Source organism: Bifidobacterium sp. W8104, from assembly GCF_016100735.1.
Taxonomy (GTDB): Bacteria; Actinomycetota; Actinomycetes; order Actinomycetales; family Bifidobacteriaceae; genus Bombiscardovia; species Bombiscardovia choladohabitans.
Genome location: NZ_JACFRW010000001.1, coordinates 1,028,451 through 1,051,764, shown reverse-complemented (window position 1 = coordinate 1,051,764; position 23,314 = coordinate 1,028,451). Strand labels below are relative to the sequence as shown.

Here is a 23,314-nt window from a genome sequence, read left to right as displayed (position 1 = left end):
TGGGCAACCAGGGCTGCAGTGATGTCGTTTTCTCCATGGCCACGATGCTAGAGCACCAGGATGCAACCGCCCAACCGGCATCCATAATCCGGACATTTTTAGACCGAAAGATGTTCACCCGCCAACGGCGTTGCGGAAGATATGCCCATCATGCCCAACGGAATTCTGTCCACACCCTTATAGAGAAGAACCGGGCCCAGGAATAAATCCCAGACCCGGTTCTCTCAATGAGTAGCTCGGAAGATCAGTCCTCATCCTCAGCCACGCGGGAGTGGCTGTAGATCATCTTCATGGAGCAGATGAAGAGCACCAGGCCCAGCAGGATGATGACGCCACCGATCATGAAGACATTGGCGTAGGTCGAAGCCAGGCCCTGCGCGGTGCCGGCCAGGCTGCCCGAACCCATGGATCCGTTGGCCATGAGCTGCCCGAAGAGGGCGACGCCGACAGAGCCGGTGATGGCCTGCAGGAGGTCGTTGAAGCCGAGCACACGGCCGGACTCCTCAGGAGCCACGGTCAGGGTCGCGGTGTCAACGATGGGCTGGTAGAAGAAGGAGGTGCCGAAGTAGTAGATGCAGGGCGCCACAGCCAGGGCCCAGATCTTGCCGGCGGGAATCAGGAAGGCGATGGCGATCAGGCCGCCGCCCATGCAGGCCAGAGCCAGGATGACCGAAGCCTTGCGCCCGATCTTCTGAATGATGGGCCCGGCAGCGAATCCCATGATGCCGGCCAGGATGATGGACCAGACCAGCAGGTTGGAGACCTTGGAGGAGTCGATGCCGTACACGTTCAGACCAATGGCGTTGACGCCCGCGTTCAGGGTGTAGCTGAAGAAGTAGCCGACGAAGATGACGGTCATGGTCATGGCGAAGGCCGGGTTGGTCAGCATCTCCGGAGTGATGAAGGGGTTGCTGGCCTTGTTGACATAGACCAGGAAGGCCACCAGGGTCACGATGCAGGCAATGCCCCAGCCCCAGTTGATGTCGGTGAAGAACATGGTCACCGAAGCGGCGAACAGTCCGATCAGCGTGAAGCCGATTCCGTCGATCTTGACGCCAGCGGCATGCTGGTCGGGCAGGTTCTTGGCCAGGACGGGAATGAAGAAGACGGCCAGGATGCCCACGCCGAAGAGCCAGCGCCAGTCGAGCAGGGTCATGTAGCCGGCCAGGAAGACTCCCAGGGCGGCGGCGAAGCGGAAGACCGCGACGAAGACACCGTACCAGAGCACGCGCTTCTTTTTCTCCACATACTTGGAGACCAGAACCAGGAAGATGGATCCGGAAACCTGCCAGCCGGCCGACTGCACCACGCGGGCGGCGATGACGATCCAGATGCTGAAGGTGCCGAAGCATCCCAGAATCGATCCCAGCACGAAGACAATCGTGCCCAGGATCATCATCTTCTTCAGGGAGACGAAATCGCCCAGGGAGCCGTAGATGACGCAGACGATTCCCAGGATGATGCCGGGCAGCGAGGTGATCAGCGGAGCCAGATTGGCCTGGTTGAGCTGCTTGCCGATGTTCACGTAGATCATGCCGAAGGCCTGCTGCTGGAGCACGCCCAGGGTGAAGATGATCAGGACCACCGGGATGGCCACGCGGGCCATCTTGTTCATTTTCGCGAACTCGGGAGTCCCCTCCTCGGGAACGGGTATGCCGTTCTTCTGCTCCTCGGAGACAGTTGACTCACTCATTTTTTCCTTAGTTTCCTTTCGGTTCTTCTCAATGCGGAAGCTACTGGCGGCGGACCCGGCCGACCCTGTCGACAAAGGCGGAGCGGAATCCGTCCACATCCACGTCCACGCAGACGCTGGCGTTGGCCTTGCCGCCGAGGATGCCGTCGTAATCGACCACCGTGGCGCCCAAGGTGAGCGGGCTGGAGATCTCGACATCCACAAAGGCCTCGCGCATGGTGAACAAGTCGGGCTGAAGCAGGACCATGGCGGCGGAGGGGTCATACATCTTGATTCCCTCCTCGATATGTCCGCCGTCGTAGGACCGGAAGAGGGAGGCGACCATGCCGCCCACTTCGCCGGCTGCGTCCAGGTCGTCCAGATCGCCGGCGACCAGATGGGCCTTGCGACCGATGTCCAGGCCAACCATGGTCACAGGCAGCCCGCTACGGAAGACCATCCTGGCAGCCTCAGGATCGACGGAGATGTTGAACTCGCCATAGACCCCGATGTTGCCGCGTCCGGTGGAGCCTCCCATCATGACGATCCGGTCGATGTGGTCCTTGACCTCCGGGAAGGTGGCCAGCAGCAGGGCGATATTGGTCAGAGGGCCCAAGGTCAGGATGGTGACTGGCTCATCGCTCTCCAGAAGCACCCGCCGCTCCTCCAGGACCGCATTGTTCTCGGTCAGCAGGCTGGTGTCCGGCTCAGGAAAGACGAATGACCCCATCCCCGACTTGCCGTGGGCTTCGGTGGCGAATCTGTTGTCACGCATGAGCGGGGCCGCCGCGCCACGGGCCACGGGGATGCGCCGGCCCAGGAAGGTCAGCAGCTTCAGGGCATTGTTGGTGGTGTGGCCGATGCCCACATTGCCGGACACCGAGGCTATCAGCCTGATGTCGAAGCCGGGCTCGTCGACCAGCATCGTAATGGCCGCGGCATCATCGATGCCAGGGTCCGTGTCGATGATCAGTGGTCTGGTCATTGCTTCACTCCTTTTGCTCTTGTCGTATCCAAACTCAAATTCCTGCCCCCGCTTTGGCCCGCCGGGCCGCATCGACAAAGGCAGAGACGGTGAAGACCGGGCCCTCCAACCCGACCTGCCGGGCCACCCGGGTGATGGGCGGAGGCGTCACATAGGCCTGCTTGAGCACATCCTCCCGGGAGAAGACCTCCTCGCGGCTGCCATCCAGCAGGACCCGGCCATGTTGCATAAGCACGACCCTGGGGAAGTTGCGGGTGACGAACTTCATGTCGTGGGAAATCGTGATGCAGAGCCTGCCTTGGTCCCGCAGCCGGGCGATGATGGCAGCCAGCCGATCATTGCCGGCCTTGTCCTGCCCGCATGTGGGCTCGTCGAAGACCACGGCACCCGTATCCATCATGAGGACCGAACCGATGGCACAGAACTTCTTCTCGGTGGGGCTCAGGTCGAAAGGATGATCGTCCAGCCGGTCCGCCAGGCCCACCAACCCAGCCACCTGCTCTATACGTCGCCCTATCAAATCCTGATCGAACCCCAGCTGCCGGGGACCGAACTCGAATTCCTTGCGCACGCTGTCCAGAAAGAGCTGATCGTCGGGATTCTGGAAGACGTACCCCACCTTTCGGGCCCACTGGGCCGTGTCCGCCGTAGCCAGATCGACGCCGTCGATCAGGATCCGGCCGTTGGTCGGCCTGAGGATGCCGTTCAGATGCTTGGCCAGGGTGGTCTTGCCAGCGCCGTTCTGACCAATCAGCGCCACGGGCCGATCACCTTCGAGGGTCAGATCCACTCCGTCCAGGGCACGATGGCCATGCGGGTAGACGTACTCCAGATGCTCCAGGTCGATCCTCATCGCAGCGCCTCCCGAATCATGCCTACCGCCTGGTCCTCGCGTACGGGCAGATCCGACAGGTCGAATCCTGCGTCATCCAGACCTCTGCCGAGCTTGACGTAGTCCGGTATGTCAATCCCCCACTTCTCGGCATCGGGATCGGTGAAGACCTCCTCGGGTGTTCCCAGGGCGCGGACCCGGCCTGCACCCAGGACCATGACCTGGTCGGCGCATCGGGCGACCCGCTCCATATCGTGATCGACCATGACTACGGTGATCCCCTCCTGGTTGAGCCGCTTGACAATGTCGAAGATCTCCTCGCTGCCAAGCGGGTCCAGCTGGGCCGTGCATTCGTCCAGGACCAGGATGTCCGGCTCCATGATCAAGGTCGAGCCAAGGGCCACCCGCTGCACCTGTCCGCCGGAAAGCTCCAGGGGGTTCTTGTCGAGCAAATCCTCGATATGCATAAGAGCAGCCACCCGGGCCACCTTGGCATGCATGGTTTCACGTGAAACCCCATGATTGCCCAGCCCGAAGGCCAGTTCCTCGGCCACGGTCCCGGCCGTATAGGAAAGCTGATTGAAGGGATTCTGAAAGACCAGGCCCACCTGTCTGGACAGATCGGCAATGGTCGAAGCGGCTACGTCCTTGTCTTCGATGCTGACGCTTCCCTTGGATTTGCCTACAAAATAGTGCGGAATCAGACCGACCAGGGCGTTGCACAGGGTCGATTTGCCCGACCCGTTGGCTCCGACGATACAGAAGAAGCTGCCCTGCTCAACGCTGAAACTCACCCGCTTCAAGGTGGTCCGATCGGCGTCACGGTATCTGAAGGAGAAGTCGTCCACTCGTATGACCTCGGTCATGCCCGACCTCCCCACTGGATTGCCAGGGTGATCAGCCCAGTGCGCGAGAGGCAACCGAGCACCAGGGCCAGCACCAAAAACACGGTGAACAGGATGGTCACCACGGTGTCACTGCGCCGCCAGACCACCTCAAGGTAGCTGGTCTGCCGCACCCCCCGGATGCCGAATCCCCGGGTCTCCAGGGTCATCCCGCGCTCCTGCGAATCCGTCAGGGAAGAAAGGACAACCGGCCCAAGCAGGGGCAGGAAGGCCCGCACCCGGGAAATCAGGCTGCCGCCGGTCTCCAGGCCACGTGCATGCTGGGACTGCTCAATGACCGCAATCCTGCGCTGCATCTGCGGGACCACATTCAGGCTGGCCAGGATCAGGTAGCCTACCTTCGATGGAACGCCGATCTGTGTCAGAGCCGCAACCAGGCGACCCATGTAGGTGGTTTTATTGGTCAGGTAGAAAGACCCCAGGAAGACCAAAAGTGTCACTACGATTTTGGCCGCATAGAGGCTGCCTTCGAGGCCCACTTGGGCGAATCCCAGGTCAAGAATGACCCTGGTATTCCTTGGGCTGTAGCACCCCTGGATGAACAGCAGCATGAGCGTGACGGGAATGCCAAACCCAAGCATGACCCCGGAAAAGGGCCTGAGCACCCGAGCCAGGGCCGCTGCGATAAAAAGCGCGACGATAATCCCCAGGCCCAGAGTGAAGTCCGGCCAGGCCAAGGTCGCCAGGCCCAAGGAGCACACGCCGGCGATCTTGGCCATGGGATGCATGCGGGCCAGTGGAGAATCAGGAATCCGGTTCGAAGCAGGGCCAGGCATCAGCGTTCAGACCTTTGGGTACGTTCACAGGCCAAGTCCGCTGGGTCGCCTGCAGATGGGTCCCGCTCAGATTCCATCGCGCCGTCGATCTTCCCCGACCGTGCCGAACTCTCCCGACTGGACGCCCCAGTCGCTTCGCGTTCGTCCTCGTCTTCGTCCTCATCCAGGTCATCCAAATCGTCCAGATCGGCCTGGTCCTCGCTGCCATCCAGAGCGTACTGGCTCAGGAAGCGTTTGGGAATTCGTCGCACGATCACATAAGCGATCAGGACGGTGATTCCCTTGTCAATCAGATTCTCCAGCATGGAGGAGGACAGCACCGAGATGACGATGTTCTTGACAGCCACCACCAGTGCAGCCGTGAGGACCGAGGTGCCGTTGACTCCGGTGGCACCTCCATAGACGAACACGGTGATCAGAGAGGCGGTGACCGTGTTGACCAGGGCGCAGGCCAGCCAGACCAGGACCACTCCCCATATCCGTTTGAAGAGCCCGGCCTTGACCATGTACCCAATCACCAGGCCACACAGAACACTGGAGAGCGCATAGGGCAGATAGACCGGATTGGCCACCAGGGCGAGGAAGACGTTGGTCAGCAGCCCGCACAGGGCGGCCACCCAGGGGCCAGACAGGCAGGCGATGACTGTGGTGCCGATCATATCCAGGAAGAGCGGCAGCTTGAGGGTGGAGCTCAGAGTCCCACCGATGAGGTTGATGCCCACCGCGATGGGCATCAGCACCAAGGATTTTGTCGAGAACTGCGCTGTGATCCCTCTCCACAACGATCGCGCGCTCATAATCCGTACCGCCTTTGGTCCTTGAATGTCGATTTCTGCAGATGGCCGTCGCTCACAGCCAGATCCGCATCACCGCTTTGAGAAACCACTTTAGTAAACAACTTTCATTGACAGAGACTATCAACAGCCGCATGGGGTGTCAAATGCGAAACCTCCGACGACGATCCCTCAGGTAAGCTTGATTCGCTAGATCCAGCAGGTCGACAAAGCCGTTCGCCGGAGCTTCAGAGATGAGGAGGACAGGAAACCCCATGAACATCAAGGACATTGCTCAGCTTGCCGGCGTATCCACATCGACGGTCTCCAAGATTGTGAATCACAAGGACGCGAGCATCACAGCCGCCACGCGCGAGAGGGTCCTTGAACTGGTCAGGAAGTACCACTACACGCCCTACGGATCCTCCAAGCCCAGCACCACCACCTGGAGAATCGGGGTCCTGCTCAGTTCATCCATCTCCATGGACTCCACCTTGGACGGAATCATCCAGCAGGCACAGAAGTCGGGGTACGGCACCCTGGTTTTCAACAGCTACGGCGATCATGACCAGGAGGAACGCAACATCCTGGCCGCTCTGGAGCATCGGGTGGATGGCATGGTCTGGGAGCCGATCGACCAGACAAGCCTGGCCTTGAAAAGCAGGATCGAGGCAGGGGGGATTCCCGAACTCACCATTGGACCCCTGGGAGACGACCGGGCCGCACTCATGCCCTACGAGGAGGCTGCCTACAGTCTTACTGAAGAGCTGATCAAGCGCCACCACACCAGCATCGCCTGTCTGCTCTCGCCGGGCAGACGGACCCAGAGCTTCCTGCACGGTTATCGTCGCTGCTTGTTCGACCACAACCTCCAGTACCACACCGACATGGTCCTGGAAACCATCGGTGAGGATCTGACCCGGGTCCTGGAGAAACGGCAGGTCACCGGGGTCGTGGCATCCCACTACCACCATGCCCTGGAATTCCTTCAGTTCGCCGAATCCATGCACTACCGCCTTCCCCAGGACCTTTCCCTGGTCTCCCTGATGAACGACACCAACGTGCATCTGCGCTACCCGGGCAGCCCGGAAATATCGTCCTACGTCATGCGCAATGCCGACTTCGGCGCCTACCTGTGCCGACGAATCATCCGCTCCATCGAGCATGAGTCCGATCCAAGCGAGACCTTCGAGCACGTCTTCACCCTGGACGGCGAGAAGACCATCGGTCGGCCCCCGGACCAACAATGCAAGAAAATCGTGGTGGTCGGCAGCATCAACGTGGACACCTACCTGACCGCCCCCAGCCTGCCCAAGGCGGGTATGACCACCACGACCAGGAACTTCGCCTCCACGCCGGGGGGCAAGGCCACCAACCAGGCGGTGGGCGTGGCCAGGCTACAACATCAGGTTTCCCTGATCGGCAATGTCGGCAGTGATCCGGCCGCGGACTACATATACAAAACGATGAGGCAAGCCCATGTGGATGCCACTGGCGTGCGCAGGGTCACCGGAGCGGACACAGGCAAAGCCTATATCTTCGTCGACAGCAAGGGCGAATCGATGATCTCCCTGGTGGCGGGCGCCAACGAGTCCCTGACACCGGACGACATCACCCAGCGCGACCAGATCTTCAGAAACACCGGCTACTGCCTGATCCAGACAGAGATCCCCATGGACACCGTCGCCGAGGCCTGCAGAACGGCCAAGCGCCACCAGGCCGCCACCATCGTCAAACCGTCATCCTGCGACCACCTGCCTGAAGACCTGCTGCCTTCAATCGACATCCTGATCCCGAATCTCAACGAGCTGAACACCCTGATACCCGGACCAGAATCCGTGATAGACAAGGCGAAACGGTTCATCGACGGCGGGGTGGGCAAGGTCATCATCACCCTGGGCGAGTACGGCTGCACCCTGGTCACGGCCAGCGGACACAAGGACTTCCCGGCCCACGAGACCCGAGCAATCGATGACACCGGTGCCAGCGATGCCTTCATCAGCGCCCTGGCCGCCTATCTGTGCAACGGATGCTCCCTGGACAAAGCCGCCCACATCGCCAATCTGGCCGCGGGCTTCAGCGTCGCCCACGAAGGCGTCATCCCCTCCCTGATCAACCGCCGCCAGCTGGAGGGCCTGATCGACTAAGCGGCCCAGGCACGAGACCGGTCGGAAGGCTGTGATTGTCCTAGGCCTTGCTCTGGCTCAAGCCGAACGTCCCCAGGTCCTCCGACTGCCGTGCCAATCATCAAGGTCTGCGGTCATGGCCCCGTCTCGGCCTTTTGGCGTGCATCGCCGGTCCAATCACTGCGGATTCCACAGCAGCTGTACCATTCGCCGTTACGCTGCTTCACATTGGCATATATTTACAACCATCGTGACGACCTCGCTGTTCTCATTGTTCTCATTGTTTGGCATGGTCTGACTTCATGATTTCGTCAACGCTGGATTCCGACGGGTCCGCATGCGTCCCATCACGATGGTCCCTATAATTTCATAGGGCACAGAATCCGGAATGGGGCCATTGATGGCTGCAACTGTTCTGACTTCGGTGCCAACCGCAATACTGCTCATGGCCGCACAGAAACGTATCGTTGCGGAAGTTACAGCAGGTGCGATAAAGGACTGATCTCAAAGGTGAATCAACCAAGTGAAAGGGTACCGAATCAATGCAACATTCAACATTTACCACCGACGGCCAAGCCCTGAAGTGGACAGGCAACGGTGAATACCTTCGCATCGAGCCCTGGGGATCAGATTCGATACGCGTCCGATCCTCGCAGATGCACGAACCCGAAGACCCGGACTGGGCGCTTTTACGAGACCACCACGAGCCTGCCGATGCGGTGAACATAAGCATCGATGACCAGCAGGGACAGGCCACCATAATCAACGGGTCTCTCATGGTCAAGGCGCAGGCTTCGGGCGGCATTGACACAGGTAACGGCTATACCGACAAGTGCCTGCTCAGCTTTTGGCGCACCGACGGTACGCTGCTCTTCAGCGAGATGAGTGATGGCGGCTCCCTGAATTTACGAGCGCGCTCTTTCGCTCCCATCGTAGGAGGCGACCACCAGGTCAAGGTGACATTCGTGCCTCCGGAAAACGAACGTCTATACGGCATGGGTGAATATCAACAGAACATCATGGATCTGAAAGGCTGCACGCTCGAACTGGCCCATAGGAACTCGCAAATCTCCATACCCTTCGTCGTCTCCAGCTGTGGATACGGATTCCTCTGGAACAACCCAGCCGTCGGTTCCGTCAGTTTTGGGAAAAACAAGACTCAATGGTCGGCGGACAGCACTCGACAGATTGATTACTGGGTTACAGCCGGCGCCGATTACCGCTCTATCATGGCCCATTACGCAGACGCTACCGGCCATGCTCCTCAGATGCCTGAATGGGGTCTTGGATTTTGGCAGAGCAAGCTTCGCTATTGGAACCAGGATCAATTGCTGGAGGTTGCCAGAGAGTTCAAAAAGCGCAACATCCCTCTGGACCTCATTGTCATCGACTTCTTCCATTGGCCTCACATGGGTGATTTCAGGTTCGAGGACGAATTCTGGCCAGATCCCGTCAGCATGAGCGACGAATTGCACAAGATGGGGATCCGACTCATGGTGTCAGTCTGGCCGCAGATAGCACTGACTTCTGAAAACTATCCAGAGATGAAGGCCAAGAATCTGCTGGTGCGAGCAGACCACGGCGAAGACCTCGGCATGATGTTCGAGGGGCCCAGCCAGTTCTACGACGCTACCAACCCTAGAGCCCGCCAATATGTATGGGAGAAATGCCATGAGCACTACGCCAATGTCGGCGTCGATGCCTTCTGGCTGGATGAAGCCGAACCAGAGTACGGCACTTACGATTTCAGCAATTACCGCTACTGGGCTGGACCTGCTCAGCAGACAGCCAATCTGTATCCGCGGGAATACAACAAGGGGTTCTACGAGGGGCAGCTGGCCTGCGGACGCCAGGGGCAGATCGTTAACCTCACCAGATGCGCTTGGGCCGGATCCCAGCAATATGGAGCTCTTGTATGGTCGGGCGATGTGGCGTCCACCTTCGAGGCGTTCAGAGCACAAATCACCTGCGCTATCCATATGGGCATGGCCGGCATTCCTTGGTTCACCACCGACCTGGGTGGCTTCCACAATGGCGATATCGACGATCCCACCTTCCGTGAACTGTTATTGAGGTGGGCGCAATTCTCCTGCTTCTCGCCCGTCATGCGCAATCACGGTGACCGTAGCCAGCATCACCCCGACGGGACCACCAAGACTGCCATCACTACAGCGCGAGGCGAACGGCGACTACCGTCCGGAGCGAGCAATGAACCATGGAGCTACGGCAAGTCCGTCGAAGACATCTATGTCAAGTTCATCAAGATCCGAGAACATCTTCGCCCGTATTTGCGTGAGCTATTTGCTCAAGCGCATGAGGATGGGCAGCCGCTCATCAGGGGGCTGTTCTACGAATTCCCCCATGACGACGCTGCCTCCGATATCGCCGACGAGTATATGCTCGGACCTGATCTGCTGGTAGCCCCTGTGGTAGAGGAAGGGGCCAGATCCCGACAGGTCTACCTGCCTGGGGATGCGACTACACAGTGGCAGGATCTTCGCGACGGAGCCATGTACGACGGAGGTCAGACGATCACCGCAGAGGCCCCGCTGGATACCCTGCCGGTATTCGCCAGGGACAGCAGAAACCACGAGCTGCTGGGCATACTCTGATACATCCGTCATTCGCATCGGGTCAGGACCGCTCGTCCTGGCCCGACTTCTTAGTCAATCCAGACATGATTCATCCCGCTCCCAGTTCCGTTGAACTTTCATGCAGGACGATGTAGGCTTCTGAAAATTCAAACTACGAAGTTGGTTGCTCTTTTTATCTCATTCCATCTTCAGGTGCACCACAGCCTAGAGTAGACGCAAGGAAGCATCGCAGCATCAAGGTACCAAAGGAGAGGCCATCATGAGACCAATGTCGGACTATGCCAAGGACCTGCAGCACTCGGGCATGGTCGCCCGCGATCTGGACGAGACCATCGACTTCTACACCGACAAACTCGGGTTCGAGCTGGTCGGCATCTACCCCAACGGAGAGAATCGCTGCGCCTTTCTGCGTCTGGGCCATCTGACCATCGAAACCTGGGAGGGCGAGCCTGCGCCCATGCGCACCGGGGCCATCAACCACTGGGCACTGGACGCGCCAGACATCGATGCTGCTTACGAGCATGCCCTGGAGATGGGGTTGAACATCAGAGAGGACTCCATCCAGTCCATTCCCACCTTCTGGCAGCACGGAATCCGCTACTTCAACGTCATTGGCCCCAACCAGGAGACCATCGAGTTCTGCCAGATTCTCTGATTGTCCTCTCAGAGTCCGGCGACTCTTCCCTCTCGTGTATACCGAGGAATGGAGATGGCCAATCGCGTAATAGAGCAGCTCGCAACCCCGCCCCAACGACGACTGCTGCTTACCACTCATGTGAGCAAAGCGACAAAATTCTCAGTGTCTCACACGCTCAATTGAACGGCTGAATAAACCGCGATTTCGGGCGTTATTTCAGGCTTCCAACAATCATGGAACACCCAGAATAATCCCAGGCACTACCAGTAGTATGGAATAAGTATCCAAAGATGGATGCATTGCGACGAAAAGAGGTTTCTATGACGAACATTCATAATGTCACGGTTGCCGGCGGTGGGGTGCTTGGCAGCCAGATCGCCTATCAATCAGCCTTCAAGGGTAAGAAGGTAACAATCTACGATATCAACGACCAGGCTGTGGCGGCCGCCGAGGAGCGCGTCAAGAACCTGCGCGATTCCTACAAGCACGACATCAATGCTACTGATGAGCAATTCGACGCCGGACTAAACAACATGTCCTTTACCGCCGACATGGCCGAAGCCGTCAAGAACGCTGACTTGGTCATCGAAGCTGTCCCGGAGAAGCCCTCGATCAAGCATGACCTTTATCAGAATCTGGCCAAGTTGGCTCCCAAGGACACCATCTTCACCAGCAACTCCTCCACCTACGTGCCCAGCACCTTCGCAGCTGACACGGGCCGGCCGGACAAGTTCCTGAACATGCACTTCGCCAACCAGGTTTGGCTGTACAACACGGCTGAGATCATGGGTACCGATCAGACCGACCCTAAGGTCTTCGATGAAATCGTGGACTATGCCAGGGAGATCGGCATGGTTCCCATCGTCCTGAAGAAGGAGCAGCCTGGATACGTCCTGAACACCCTCCTCATCCCCCTGCTCGAAGCCGCCTCCTATCTTTGGGGTCAGGGCATCGCGGATCCGGAGACCGTGGACAAGACCTGGATGATCGCGACAGGCGCACCCATGGGACCCTTTGCCATCTTTGACGTTGTGGGACTGCGGACCGCTTACAACATCACCAAGGAGCAGCGGGGAGACAACCCTGACTTCAAGCTCTTCCTCGAGAAGATCCAGAAGATGATGGACGAGGGCAAGACCGGCAAGGATTCGGGAGAAGGGTTCTACACCTATCCCAACCCCGCCTTTGCTGATCCTGACTTCCTGAAGGCCTGAGAGAACCGTTTCCACCAGACAGGACCCGTCCGTTGCGGGGGACCACAACGCAAATCGCCTCCCCGCAATAGGCGGGTCCATTTTCATTGTTAACTTTCAAGCGGATCTAAACGTCAAGCCGCTCGTCAACCTTTGCAAATCGCCGGCTGCGCCTCTTTACTACCATTGAATCAGGCATCCGAGGAAGGATGCCGACACAATGAAAGAGGTCATTCATGACAAATATTGAACAGGTCACCGTCGCCGGTGGCGGTGTTTTGGGCAGTCAGATCGCCTATCAATGTGCATTCAAGGGCAAAAATGTCACGGTCTACGACATCGGAGACGATGCCGTAGCAGCGGCCAGAGAGCGAGTCAAGGCGCTTCGCACCGCCTATAAGCGCGACATAAAAGCAACAGACGAACAGTTCGATGCCGGATTAGGCCGAATGAGCTTCACCACCGACCTGAGCGAGGCAGTCAAGAACGCGAATCTGGTCATCGAGGCAATCCCCGAGAAGCCCTCCATCAAGCACGACTTCTATCAGAGCCTGGCCAAGCTGGCGCCCGAGAACACCATCTTCGCCAGTAACTCCTCCACCTACGTGCCCAGCACTTTCGCATCCGACACAGGCAGGCCAGACAAATTCCTGAACTTGCACTTCGCCAACCAGATCTGGCTGATGAATACCGCTGAAATCATGGGAACCGATCAAACCGACCCAGACATCTACAACCAAATCGTTTCCTTTGCCCGGGAGATTGGTATGGTCCCCATCCAGCTGCATAAGGAACAGCCCGGCTATGTGCTCAACACGTTGCTGATGCCGCTCATGGGCGCTGCCGGCATGCTATGGGCGCACGATGTGGCCGATCCACAGACTATCGACAAAACCTGGATGATCGCCACTGGCGCGCCCAAGGGACCCTTCGGTTTCTACGACATGGTCGGCCTTCGGACCGCCTACAACATCCTCAGCCAGCGTCAGGGTGACAATCCTCAAGCCAAGCCCCTCCTGGACAAGCTCAATGCCATGATCGAGCAAGGCAAGCTGGGCGAAGAGACCGGTCAGGGCTTCTACCAGTATCCTGATCCCGACTACCGAGATCCCGGATTCCTCAAGGCCTAATTAAATCCGATCAAGAGGGCTGTGGAGGGCCAGATAAGGGCCCGCCACAGCCCTCATCATGAGGCGTGGTAAGCTGTGTATTTATGGCATTTTTGTGAAAACCGCTAAAGGAAGAGGCAGACAGGGAAATCACAAAGACGGAAAAGACGAACAACGGCCTAGTGGCCGGAGAAGGAATAATGGCAGAGGACGATAAAATTTCGGCTGCAGCTAGCGGCCAGCACGAGCAGAAACAGCGTGATCGACAGACAGCCAAGCAAATCAAGAAGCAGCAGGCCGCAGCAAAACGCAAGGCCCGCAAGCAGAACCCCAGACCGCACCGGGGCTGGAGCGAGCGCCTGCATCTGACCGACATCAACGTGGTGGACAGGTCCACCCTCAAGCGGGCCATCGCAGGCACCGTGGTCGGCAACTTCATGGAATGGTACGACGTGGGGGTCTACGGCTACCTGGCGGTGACCATTGGCCGCGTCTTCCTGTCCGACGCATCCGATGCCGTACAGCGGCTCTTCTCCCTGGGTGTTTTCGCTGTGACTTTCGTTGCCCGACCGCTGGGCGGCGTGGTCCTGGGCCAGCTGGGCGACAAGGTCGGCCGCCAGCGCATTCTGGCCTTCACCCTGCTGAGCATGTCCGCAGCCACCCTGCTGATCGGCCTTCTGCCCAGCTATGCGGCCGTCGGCCCGCTGGCGCCCATCCTGCTTATCCTGCTCAAGCTGATCCAGGGCTTCTCCACAGGCGGCGAGTACGCAGGCGCTTCGACCATGGTCACTGAATACTCCCCGGACCGGCATCGCGGCTTCTTCGCCTCCCTGCTGGATGTGGGATCCTACCTCGGCTACGCCTTCGGAGCAGCCTTGGTCTCCTTGCTGGAGTTCTCCATCTCCCCGGAAGCCATGCTGGCCTGGGGCTGGCGTATCCCCTTCATCATCGCCCTGCCGCTGGCTGCCATCGCGGTCTACTTCCGGGCCAAGGTCCAGGACACCCCTGCCTTCCGTCAGGCCCAGGATGCCAGCGCCGAAAAGACCAAGAGCCAACACAAGAGCCTGCTGGACCTGATTCGCGGCTACTGGCGGGAGCTGCTCATGGCCTTCATCCTGGTGGCCGCGGCCAACACCCTGAGCTACACGCTGACCGCCTACATGCCCACCTACCTGTCGGGCACCCTGCACTACAACACGGCCCAGGCCAACCTGCTCTCCCTGCCGGTCCTGCTCATGGTGGCCTGCTGCATCCCCATTACCGGAGCCCTCTCCGACCGCTTCGGACGCAAGAAGGTGCTGTTCATGGGAGCATTCACCGGACTCTGCCTGTCCCTGCCGGCCTTCCGACTGCTGGAGCATGAGACCACGGGTGCCGTCTTCGGCGGACTGGTCCTGCTGGCCATCCCGGTCATCTTCTTCGTGGCCAACCTGGCCTCCACCCTGCCGGCTCTCTTCCCCACCGCTTCCCGTTACGGCGGCATGGGACTGTCATACAACCTGGCTGTGGCCGTCTTCGGCGGCACCGCGCCTGTCATCATGGAAGGGTTGGTAACAGCGACCGGCAAGTCCCTAGCACCCGCCTACTGGATCATGTTCACCTCCACCTGCGGTCTGATTACCGTGCTCTTCCTGGCGGAGACCGCCCGGCGCCCCATGCCCGGCACCCTGCCCACCGTGCTCAACCGGCAGGAGGCACGCGACCTGGTGGCCACCCAGGACCGTAATCCCGACCTGGACGTGAAGACCATCATCAAGGATGCCGAAGAGAGTGGCGTGCGCAAGACACCGAAAAAGCTGGCTGCCGAAATGATGAAAAAACTGGGCAGCAACAAATCAACTAGAGGAACAAAATAAAAGGGCGCGAAAGCTTCTCTACTTTGATACAAAATGGATTGTCGGCTCCGGAGACAGACCCAGAGCCGACAATCCATTAACCTCAATTAGGTTAAGAACGCAACAGTATCTCAGTCAAGGCCGATTGAACCGACCGTGGCACTGCCGAAGGCATCCCCTGCTCACCGCCAGGGAATCCAGCTTGCAGGGTATCCAAACCCGCAAGCGCATCCACTCCTTGCCTGGACACCATATCCGCGAGCTGATCTTTAACTTCAAAAGAGATCTGCGCTCTCTTTAAGACCGCACCGGCGTCATGCATCGCGGGGTTGCTTGCCAACTCAGCCCGCTCAGGCAATATTTCAACTTTGGAGCCTACTGGCACCCTACCTAGATCAAGCCAGACTGTCAGTGTTGATTCGTCATATGTCGTTGGGACTTTCCTCACACTCCTGTCAATCCGCACCTTGCAATCCGTAGGTGCCCAACCGCGCAAAGCTACTTTCCAATGCCTGTGAGATGGCAAGGCTTCAACGCGTCCATTAACAGCATCTATCGTGACTACGCCGCCGGAAGACCAATTAAGGCGGATGGCGGTCCTTGCAGCACCCGCCTCCCGCTCAGCATTGTCAAGATTGGGAGAAACAGGGAAACGTCCAGCATCCTCGATCAAGGTGAAGCAACCGTCTGCACCAGGGAAAACCATCAGGACCATCTGTTCGGGGTTGCCAGACAGAGGATGGCAATCGACCGATAGTTCCTTCCTAGTTTCCGCCCTAGGTTTGCAACGTCCAACAGAATAGCTGTCAGGAGAGGAAACGCTCTCTCCACCCGGGGCTTCATAGGCAGGCCCTAAAGGAATAATTCCTCCGGCTTTTGCCAAGACCGGTACCCTGTCGATTGTCCGCCACAGGCTCAACCTGCGACCTTGCGGATCACCAGCTTGGTAATGACGACCGTCCATACAATCAAACCAGTCCCCAGAAGGCAGCCAGGTTAGGCTCTCCCCCATTCTGGTAATGGCATCAACAGGCTGCAAGATCGGAGAAACCAGAATCTGGCTGCCAAACCAATATTCGCCGGGAAACGCATAAGCATCTTCGCATTCTGGATCTTCCCAGTAAAGAGGCTGGACCAAGGGGAGCCCTTCATATGCCGCCCGCCAGTTCATTGTATAGAGATAGGGTATCAGCGCCTGTCGTAAGCGCAAGGCATCCTCCATAGCGCCTCGGTAGGGCTGAGGATATTCCCAGGGCTCCTTCCCTTCGAACGGCGAAGCTGATGAGTGCAGACGGTTGATGGGACTAAAGGTACCCAACTGATACCATCTGGCCTCCAGCTCGTCATCCCGACACCCTTTCATATGGCCGCCAATATCATGACTCCACCAGCCAAAACCGATGTTGCTGGCAGTCGCAGTGAAGTAAGGCTGGAACTTCAGTGAATTCCAAGTGACAATGGTGTCGCCAGAGAATCCTATAGGGTACCGATGCGACCCAGGGCCGGCATACCTGGAAAGAATCAGGGGCCAATGACCGGAACGCGCACTGTCTAAGTAATGGAAGTGATTAAGCATCCACAAGGGGTCCAACCCCGGCACCCGAGTCACACCCCCCTGCTGCCAGTCCAGCCACCAAAAATCTACCCCCTGGGACTCCAGCTGATGATGCATTTGCAGGTAAGCCTTGAGGAAGCGGATATTCGTGAGATCGAACATAATCGGATCTCCCTTGTCTGCGTCCACCCCCAATGTCCGTGCCATATCAGCATATGGCTCCTCGAATGCTCTAATCCCATCTCTAGGATGAACATTGAGAGAAACGCGCAAATCCCGCTTATGAAGAGAATGGAGGAAACTCTTAGGGTCCGGAATCAGCTGTCGATTCCAGGTATATCCAGTCCATCCGGACCCGTACTTGGGATCAACTGAATCCGTCAAATGCCAATCCATGTCCATGACGGCGACGGTGAATGGTAACCGAGATGCTCGGAAACGATCCATAAGACCTAGGTACTCCGCTGAAGTATAGGGGTGGAAACGGCTCCACCAGTTTCCAAGAGCCCACCGTGGAAGAAGCGGAACAGGTCCGGTTAACTGGTAAAAATCCACCAGGGCCTCCCGATAACGATGGCCATAGGCAAACAGATAGATATCTATCTCCTTGTTTTCCCTGGGGGTGATCCAATGACCATACGGATCTTTCTCCCCCCCAGCCTGGTCAGTACGAACAATAAGGTTCGAAGATGAATCGTCCAGAATGGCCCACCCATCGCGGGAAATGACACCGTCTCCCAATTCGATTGATCCATCAGCCTCGTCAAGAGTTCTCGCTGTCCCACGCAGGTTATGCAGGGAATCATCACCGAAATGCCAAGTGTTGAACTGATTGGAAACCCCTTTCACCATGGCACTGAGCCCCTCCTTGGCAAAGGAGTTGTAATCATATTCCAGCCTTAGTGCTGGCGTATCAATGACAAGCTGTTCATCTCCTTTTATTACACGCGCATGGATTTGGTCTGGATCGGTGAAGTTTCTGTTGATTACAGTTTGAGTGGCCTGGTCTTCGAAGTCCCCTTTCGCAGACCATTCCAGCCTGATCAGAGAATCGCTCAGAATCCCTATCCTCCAGCAATCCCCACAGATGGTCCACCTGGTATTCATGGTTGGCTTAAGCTTGTTATTAAAAGCAGAAAAGCCTCGATATGAGTCATCTATTCCCCGCATAGAATAATTCCTTCCTCTGTTTTCTTATATCCAGACCCGCATCAAAAGAGCTTCCATGTAAAGAACCGGAAACCTGCTCCATTTAGAAGATCTTCTTGAACATTGTCTACTTGCCGCTACCGCTGGCCACTCCAGCTATAAACTGCTTCTGGAAAACCACATACACCACCAGCACCGGAATAATGGCGATAGAGGTTGCAGCAAACAAGCCACCGTAATCGGTCCCATATCGCCCACTGAACATCTTCAGACCTACGGAGAGCAGCTGTTTCTTCTCATCGGTGATCATCAAGAATGGCCAGAGGTAATCCTCCCAATTCCACAGGAAGGTAAATATAGCCAAGGCGGATATGGAGTTCCTGCTCATGGGCAGGATGATGCGGTGGAAGATTACTGCGTCCCCGGCACCATCCAATTTGGCCGCTTCCACGATCTCATCCGGTATTCCTCCAATCGACTGGCGGAAAAGAAAGACTCCGAAAGCGTTGACGAGGCCCGGAGCCAGCAGAGCCTTGTAGGTATCCAGCCAACCAAACTTGGTCATCATCTCGTATTGAGGAATAATGGTGACTGCCCACGGTACCATCATGGTGCTAAGCACAATACCGAATATCAAATTGCGCCCTCTGAACCTCATCTTCGAAAACACATATCCCAAGGCTGCGCTTGTGTAGATGATCACGACCGTCTTGAACGATGACACGAACAAGGAGTTCAGAAAAAGACGGAGAAAATCGAACTTCTCCTGTATGCCCCGGTAATTGCTCAGAGTTGTGGGTTTGGGAAAGATACCGCCTGACACTTTCACGATCTCGCTGTTGGGCGCAAATGACGAAATGAACATCCAGACAAAGGGGATGATTGTGATCAGAGCAAGGATGAAAAGCATCCCAGTCAGGATCCAGGACCACATTTTCCTTGCTCTCATGATTCCTCCATATCCATATCACCTGAGGCCTTGAACATCAGAATCGTGAGTATTCCTGTCATAAGGAAGAGAAGAACACTCATGGCCGAAGCTGTGCCGAACTTGTATTTCTGGAAGGCCTCATCGAAGATGAGATAGCTGATTGTGTATGTTTGCGTTCCGGGTCCACCGCCAGTCATGATCATGATCTGCACGTAAGCCTGAAGATAACTGATCAGGGAAGTGATGACGATGAAGAGAGTCATCGGCTTCAGCAGCGGAAGCGTGATTTTCCAAAAAGTCTGCCATGCATTGGCTCCATCAATAGCGGCGGCTTCGTAAACACTTCTCGGCAAACTCATCAATGCCCCCAGATAGAGCACGACCGCGTACCCGAAATCCTTCCATATTGTCATGATGATCACGGCCGGCAAGGCCCAGTTGGGATCCTTGAGCCAGTTGATATCCAGCCCAAGAACCCGGTCGATCATGCCGAACTGCGGGTCAAACATCCAAACCCATACAAAGGCCACCGCAACCATAGGGGTGATGGTCGGCATATAGAAGAGACCACGCAGCGTATCCTTGGCCTTGACCAACTTCGAACTGAGCAAGAGCGCCAAGCCCAAACCGAGAACAATACGGAACACAACCGATACCAGGCAAAAGACAGCCGTGTTCCCTATGGACTTCCAAAACAGACCGTCGGAAAGCACCAGACGGAAATTATCAAAACCGACCCATTTATAGGTCCCTATCAGGGGATTCCAATCATGCATGCTACCTGCGAATGCCTTGAATATCGGGTAGATCATGAACACGCTGAAATATATGACCAGGGCCGCAAGAGATACGTTCCTCATCGTGAATACACGACCGAGGCCCTTACCAGTCTGGATGGTCTTGCTGCCTGTGTGACCTGTTTTCGTCACTGCCTTCATAGCTGTGCCTTCCGACGTCCATCCATGGTCTATCGCCTTGCCTCCTTATAGAAGGCATAGGCAGGCTCAAGTGATTTGAATCCGGTGCCTTTGATGTCTTTCTCCATCAGAGCCTGGGTCGAGTCCAGGGCGCTATCAATCGATTTATGGTTCTGGAAAACGTCCTGGAAAGACTTCTTGGCGCTCGATTCCATAGTTGAAGGCGTGGGTCCGGGCCAAATCAAACGGTCAATTCTCGGCTTGATAGCAGCCATGATCGGCATGGAAAGAATCTCTGGATCATTCTGCAGGGATTTCTTAGCCGGGAACGAATTGAAGGCCTTTGCATCATCCTTGATGAACTTGTCATTGGCGAGGATGTATTTGAGGAAGTCCTGCGCCGCCTCCTGCTGTTCTTTGGATTGATTCTTGTTGACGCCGGGGGTTGATTCTCCGTTGTAACGATCGTAGGCAAAAGGCGTCTGTTCAGAGAAAGTCGGGGTTGCGAAGACGCCGTAATCGATATCCGGATACTTCAGCTTCAGCGTGCCAGCAAAACCTCCCCACTGGTAGACCATGGCCGTCTGTCCATTGCCGAAACTCTGCCCCATATCCACGCCGAACGCCGTTGAAGCCACCTTATATTTGTCATACAGGTCCTTGATGAACTGCATGTTCTCTTTGGTCGTTTCATTTTTATAGTTGGGTTTCGTTCCTGAGGAATCAAACATGAGCTCGCCTTTTTGATAATTGAGCCCCTGCCAGAGACCAGGGTAGCCCGCACTTGCTTCGTCTCCGTTGAGGTTAAAGCCGGATTGCACCATCTTGGAGCCATCCCATTTGGTAAGTTTCTGGGCGACTGTAACCAACTGGTCCCAAGTCTTCGGAATGTCGGAATCCGTCAAATTGGCCTCCTTCCACAGCTTCTTGTTGTAATAGATGTTCCCCGTGTTGATGACCGTATCGATGTAGTAGGCCTTGCCCTTCTCAAGGTGGGCGGAGACCCCGGTGTAATCGGCTTTGAGCTGGTCTGCAGGTATATCAATCGGGGCCATATAAGGCTTCAGGAGGGCATCTTGTGAATTATGGATAGCAAATAAAGCAGGTCCATTCTTGCCTTTCAAAGCTAGCGGAACCTTCGTCCAATAGTCAGCCCAAGCAACATTCACAATTTTAAAAGTGACATTGGGGTGAATCTTCTGATAATCACGGGTCATAGCACTGATGGGGTCCTGTTCCTTGTCGACCCAAGACCAGTATTCAAGCTGAATGGGCTTACCTTTATTCACAAGGTGGTTGGGGTTGTACTTGACATTCACCCCAAGAGTTTTCAATCCCTTATCGGCCTTGGTGTCAGTCTGGCCTCCGCCCTGACCGCCCTCGGCACCACACGCCGACAAAGCAATTATGCTAACGGTCGCAACAAATGTAGCCAATACGCGTTTTATTCGCATTGTTTTTCCTACCTCCTTGTAAGATACTCACTTGCGAGACCTATTGTATATCAAAGAATCAGGCTCTATATTCAATCATTCATAACAAATTATCAGGTTATGCGACCCTTAGCATTATTTAGCTATTCTTCCTGAGTCAATTACCGCTCGCTACATCCCAATATGCGGCGTGTCGATCTAATCCATCTGCAAGCGAGGATAAAGTGAGCGATTGTTATACTTACAGAGTTGGTTGCATTTTCTCCGCATTGAGGTGGCAAGTGTCCAAAGCCAGCGTTTACGACGTTGCTCGCGAAGCAGGGGTGTCGATTTCGACAGTATCGAGATCTTTCACCAGTCCAGAAAAGGTGTCAGCGAAAACACGGGCGAAGGTGATGAAGGCCGCTGAGGCCATGAATTTTACCGTTACGCACACGGCAGCAAGCCTTAAAACCGGCCGGACATTCCGCGCCGCACTGCTGGTTGGCAACGAACGCTTGGATTGGTTCGGCTCCTTGGTACGCGAAGGGCTGGATTCCATCCTCCATCCGGCTGGCTACGATACCTCCATCTATCCCATCGGCGACTCCGAAGAACAAGAGCATTTCTTTGCCGAACTGCCTATCAGGAGAAACGTTGATCTGGTTTTCGTGTCCTCTTTCGACATCACTTCCAAGGAAACCAGCCGCTTGAGTAGTATCAATGTACCGATTATCGGCATCAATGTGGAATCGAACCATGACCTGGACGGTTCAGTGAAAATCGATGACGCAAAGGGTATCCAGCTGGCGGTCAATCATTTACTTACACTTGGTCACCGGAACATCGCGTATATGCACATCTCGCCAAAATCGTCCCTGCACTTCAGTTCCTTGAACCGTTTGCAAGGTTTCCTGGAAGCTTGCAGACAGTGGCCGGAACCAGTGAAAACCAAATTAATAAAGCTGCAGCCCGGACAAGACGTATTTAGCTCCTTTATTTCTCAGCTACAAAGCATGGAAAGCCGCCCTACTGCTCTCTGCTGCCAGGATGATTCGGTCGCTATCCCGTTACTTTTCAAACTCAATCGTTTTAGGCTCACCGTCCCAGGTAACCTTTCCCTGGTTGGTTTCGATGACAGCACTTACGCAGATAAAATCGGGCTGACAACAATTCGTCAGGATCCTTTTGATCTGGGCGCCAAGGCTGGTTCGCTCGCATTGGAATTTCTGAAGAAAACCCCACCAAAGAACCCATACATAACCTTGGACACCCAGATCATGATTCGTAACACGACTGCCCCGATTGAAGACACCCGCCCCTTGGATAAATGGGCCTGCAATTCATGATTTCACACCGCCGTAAGTGTGATACGAAAATATTTCCTTGGAAACACCAGAAACACGACATTAGTGGGCAGGTCACCAAATATTTATCGGACCGGATCAGGCAACCAAAATCAGGTCTAAAGCAATCCCGGGGCAGATGCCGGATGATTCACCAAATCCCGCTCGATCCAGGCCATGACCAGCCTGGCCAGGGCATCAACCTCTGCATCGGTCAGAGCCCGGCCGCGAGGAATATGGTGCCAGCGCTCGATGCACCCCCGGCAACAGGTGGCCGTGGCATGCTGGGCCGTGAAGACCGGATGCCCGCGGTAGGGGGTCTGCTTGCCATCCTTCAAAGGGTGGGCAGGCCCCACACGCTTGGCCAGCATCTCATGGGCGTGGCGGTCGATGGTATCCCTACCCTTGGCACGGGCGTAGGCGCGATCCTTGGCCGACAGGGAGAAGCCGGCCCGGAAGCGCGAATGCCCCAATCTGGCAAGAGTGTCCTGGGTCCAGGCCTCATCTGCCCTGACCGACGCTGATCCGCTGCTGGTCATTGCCTGATCGCCTCCATGTTTAGCCTTA

17 protein-coding genes and 1 pseudogene are annotated in these 23,314 nt (G+C 56.5%); 7 read left to right on the top strand and 11 right to left on the bottom strand.

All coding sequences use genetic code 11. From position 1 onward, the window contains the following. Positions 1–244: 244 nt before the first annotated feature. From H3U89_RS03930 to H3U89_RS03905, 6 genes and pseudogenes are all read right to left on the bottom strand, one after another. Entirely contained in the window at positions 245–1,693 is a 1,449-nt protein-coding gene (locus H3U89_RS03930; protein WP_198178419.1) for an MFS transporter, read from the bottom strand. Positions 1,694–1,733: 40 nt separating this feature from the next. Beyond that, positions 1,734–2,657 (bottom strand): nucleoside hydrolase, encoded by a 924-nt coding sequence (locus H3U89_RS03925; RefSeq protein WP_045935907.1) that lies wholly within the window; start codon positions 2,655–2,657, stop codon positions 1,734–1,736. A 34-nt stretch (positions 2,658–2,691) separates the two neighbouring features. Beyond that, positions 2,692–3,510 carry an energy-coupling factor ABC transporter ATP-binding protein gene (locus tag H3U89_RS03920; protein WP_198178420.1) on the bottom strand — a complete coding sequence of 273 codons (819 nt, stop codon included), beginning with the start codon at positions 3,508–3,510 and terminating at the stop codon, positions 2,692–2,694. Then, positions 3,507–4,355, bottom strand: a complete 849-nt coding sequence (locus tag H3U89_RS03915) for an energy-coupling factor ABC transporter ATP-binding protein (protein ID WP_198178421.1) — start codon at positions 4,353–4,355, stop codon at positions 3,507–3,509. The genes H3U89_RS03920 and H3U89_RS03915 overlap by 4 nt, the downstream gene beginning before the upstream one ends. Next, the gene (locus H3U89_RS03910) at positions 4,352–5,170 is read right to left on the bottom strand and encodes an energy-coupling factor transporter transmembrane component T (RefSeq protein WP_198178422.1); all 819 of its coding nucleotides are present in this window, start codon (positions 5,168–5,170) and stop codon (positions 4,352–4,354) included. The genes H3U89_RS03915 and H3U89_RS03910 overlap by 4 nt, the downstream gene beginning before the upstream one ends. A gap of 146 nt (positions 5,171–5,316) precedes the next feature. Beyond that, positions 5,317–5,967, bottom strand: a pseudogene (locus H3U89_RS03905) (ECF transporter S component); the annotation flags it as partial. A 251-nt stretch (positions 5,968–6,218) separates the two neighbouring features. Between H3U89_RS03905 and H3U89_RS03900 the strand changes: the two are divergent. The 6 genes from H3U89_RS03900 to H3U89_RS03875 all read left to right on the top strand — a co-directional run bounded on the left by H3U89_RS03900 (position 6,219) and on the right by H3U89_RS03875 (position 15,458). After that, positions 6,219–8,090, top strand: a complete 1,872-nt coding sequence (locus H3U89_RS03900) for a PfkB family carbohydrate kinase (RefSeq protein WP_198178424.1) — start codon at positions 6,219–6,221, stop codon at positions 8,088–8,090. A 521-nt stretch (positions 8,091–8,611) separates the two neighbouring features. After that, entirely contained in the window at positions 8,612–10,681 is a 2,070-nt protein-coding gene (locus H3U89_RS03895) for a glycoside hydrolase family 31 protein (RefSeq protein ID WP_198178425.1), read from the top strand. Between the two features lie 241 nt (positions 10,682–10,922). Beyond that, a complete protein-coding gene (locus H3U89_RS03890) occupies positions 10,923–11,318 on the top strand; it encodes a VOC family protein (RefSeq protein WP_029678320.1) in 396 nt (131 codons plus the stop codon). A gap of 302 nt (positions 11,319–11,620) precedes the next feature. Then, entirely contained in the window at positions 11,621–12,514 is an 894-nt protein-coding gene (locus tag H3U89_RS03885; RefSeq protein WP_198178426.1) for a 3-hydroxyacyl-CoA dehydrogenase, read from the top strand. Positions 12,515–12,729: 215 nt separating this feature from the next. Next, a complete protein-coding gene (locus tag H3U89_RS03880) occupies positions 12,730–13,623 on the top strand; it encodes a 3-hydroxyacyl-CoA dehydrogenase (protein ID WP_154312961.1) in 894 nt (297 codons plus the stop codon). Positions 13,624–13,802: 179 nt separating this feature from the next. Then, entirely contained in the window at positions 13,803–15,458 is a 1,656-nt protein-coding gene (locus H3U89_RS03875; RefSeq protein WP_198178427.1) for an MFS transporter, read from the top strand. A 91-nt stretch (positions 15,459–15,549) separates the two neighbouring features. Here the strand turns inward: H3U89_RS03875 and H3U89_RS03870 are convergent, their stop codons facing one another. The 4 genes from H3U89_RS03870 to H3U89_RS03855 all read right to left on the bottom strand — a co-directional run bounded on the left by H3U89_RS03870 (position 15,550) and on the right by H3U89_RS03855 (position 21,443). Next, complete coding sequence (locus tag H3U89_RS03870; RefSeq protein ID WP_232345489.1) at positions 15,550–18,162, bottom strand: glycoside hydrolase family 31 protein; 2,613 nt, start codon at positions 18,160–18,162, stop codon at positions 15,550–15,552. A 106-nt stretch (positions 18,163–18,268) separates the two neighbouring features. Then, entirely contained in the window at positions 18,269–19,090 is an 822-nt protein-coding gene (locus H3U89_RS03865; protein ID WP_045935920.1) for a carbohydrate ABC transporter permease, read from the bottom strand. After that, positions 19,087–20,010 (bottom strand): carbohydrate ABC transporter permease, encoded by a 924-nt coding sequence (locus H3U89_RS03860; protein WP_045935921.1) that lies wholly within the window; start codon positions 20,008–20,010, stop codon positions 19,087–19,089. The genes H3U89_RS03865 and H3U89_RS03860 overlap by 4 nt, the downstream gene beginning before the upstream one ends. Before the next feature lie 29 nt (positions 20,011–20,039). Beyond that, positions 20,040–21,443 carry an extracellular solute-binding protein gene (locus H3U89_RS03855; protein WP_198178428.1) on the bottom strand — a complete coding sequence of 468 codons (1,404 nt, stop codon included), beginning with the start codon at positions 21,441–21,443 and terminating at the stop codon, positions 20,040–20,042. 260 nt (positions 21,444–21,703) lie between these two features. Here H3U89_RS03855 and H3U89_RS03850 point away from each other — a divergent pair, with 260 nt between their 5' ends. Continuing rightward, positions 21,704–22,750, top strand: a complete 1,047-nt coding sequence (locus H3U89_RS03850) for a LacI family DNA-binding transcriptional regulator (RefSeq protein ID WP_198178429.1) — start codon at positions 21,704–21,706, stop codon at positions 22,748–22,750. Positions 22,751–22,866: 116 nt separating this feature from the next. Here H3U89_RS03850 and H3U89_RS03845 read toward each other — a convergent pair whose 3' ends face one another. Beyond that, positions 22,867–23,286, bottom strand: a complete 420-nt coding sequence (locus H3U89_RS03845) for a DUF4186 domain-containing protein (RefSeq protein WP_198178430.1) — start codon at positions 23,284–23,286, stop codon at positions 22,867–22,869. Positions 23,287–23,314 lie beyond the last annotated feature (28 nt).

What these genes read in the sequence shown, in the direction of transcription:
- H3U89_RS03885 (WP_198178426.1), top strand. Translation starts at nt 11,621, where the DNA reads ATGACGAACATTCATAATGTCACGGTTGCCGGCGGTGGGGTGCTTGGC.
- H3U89_RS03925 (WP_045935907.1), bottom strand. Translation starts at nt 2,657, where the DNA reads ATGACCAGACCACTGATCATCGACACGGACCCTGGCATCGATGATGCC.
- H3U89_RS03910 (WP_198178422.1), bottom strand. Translation starts at nt 5,170, where the DNA reads ATGCCTGGCCCTGCTTCGAACCGGATTCCTGATTCTCCACTGGCCCGC.
- H3U89_RS03855 (WP_198178428.1), bottom strand. Translation starts at nt 21,443, where the DNA reads ATGCGAATAAAACGCGTATTGGCTACATTTGTTGCGACCGTTAGCATA.
- H3U89_RS03920 (WP_198178420.1), bottom strand. Translation starts at nt 3,510, where the DNA reads ATGAGGATCGACCTGGAGCATCTGGAGTACGTCTACCCGCATGGCCAT.
- H3U89_RS03865 (WP_045935920.1), bottom strand. Translation starts at nt 19,090, where the DNA reads ATGAGAGCAAGGAAAATGTGGTCCTGGATCCTGACTGGGATGCTTTTC.
- H3U89_RS03930 (WP_198178419.1), bottom strand. Translation starts at nt 1,693, where the DNA reads ATGAGTGAGTCAACTGTCTCCGAGGAGCAGAAGAACGGCATACCCGTT.
- H3U89_RS03900 (WP_198178424.1), top strand. Translation starts at nt 6,219, where the DNA reads ATGAACATCAAGGACATTGCTCAGCTTGCCGGCGTATCCACATCGACG.
- H3U89_RS03915 (WP_198178421.1), bottom strand. Translation starts at nt 4,355, where the DNA reads ATGACCGAGGTCATACGAGTGGACGACTTCTCCTTCAGATACCGTGAC.
- H3U89_RS03875 (WP_198178427.1), top strand. Translation starts at nt 13,803, where the DNA reads ATGGCAGAGGACGATAAAATTTCGGCTGCAGCTAGCGGCCAGCACGAG.
- H3U89_RS03845 (WP_198178430.1), bottom strand. Translation starts at nt 23,286, where the DNA reads ATGACCAGCAGCGGATCAGCGTCGGTCAGGGCAGATGAGGCCTGGACC.
- H3U89_RS03870 (WP_232345489.1), bottom strand. Translation starts at nt 18,162, where the DNA reads ATGCGGGGAATAGATGACTCATATCGAGGCTTTTCTGCTTTTAATAAC.
- H3U89_RS03890 (WP_029678320.1), top strand. Translation starts at nt 10,923, where the DNA reads ATGAGACCAATGTCGGACTATGCCAAGGACCTGCAGCACTCGGGCATG.
- H3U89_RS03880 (WP_154312961.1), top strand. Translation starts at nt 12,730, where the DNA reads ATGACAAATATTGAACAGGTCACCGTCGCCGGTGGCGGTGTTTTGGGC.
- H3U89_RS03860 (WP_045935921.1), bottom strand. Translation starts at nt 20,010, where the DNA reads ATGAAGGCAGTGACGAAAACAGGTCACACAGGCAGCAAGACCATCCAG.
- H3U89_RS03895 (WP_198178425.1), top strand. Translation starts at nt 8,612, where the DNA reads ATGCAACATTCAACATTTACCACCGACGGCCAAGCCCTGAAGTGGACA.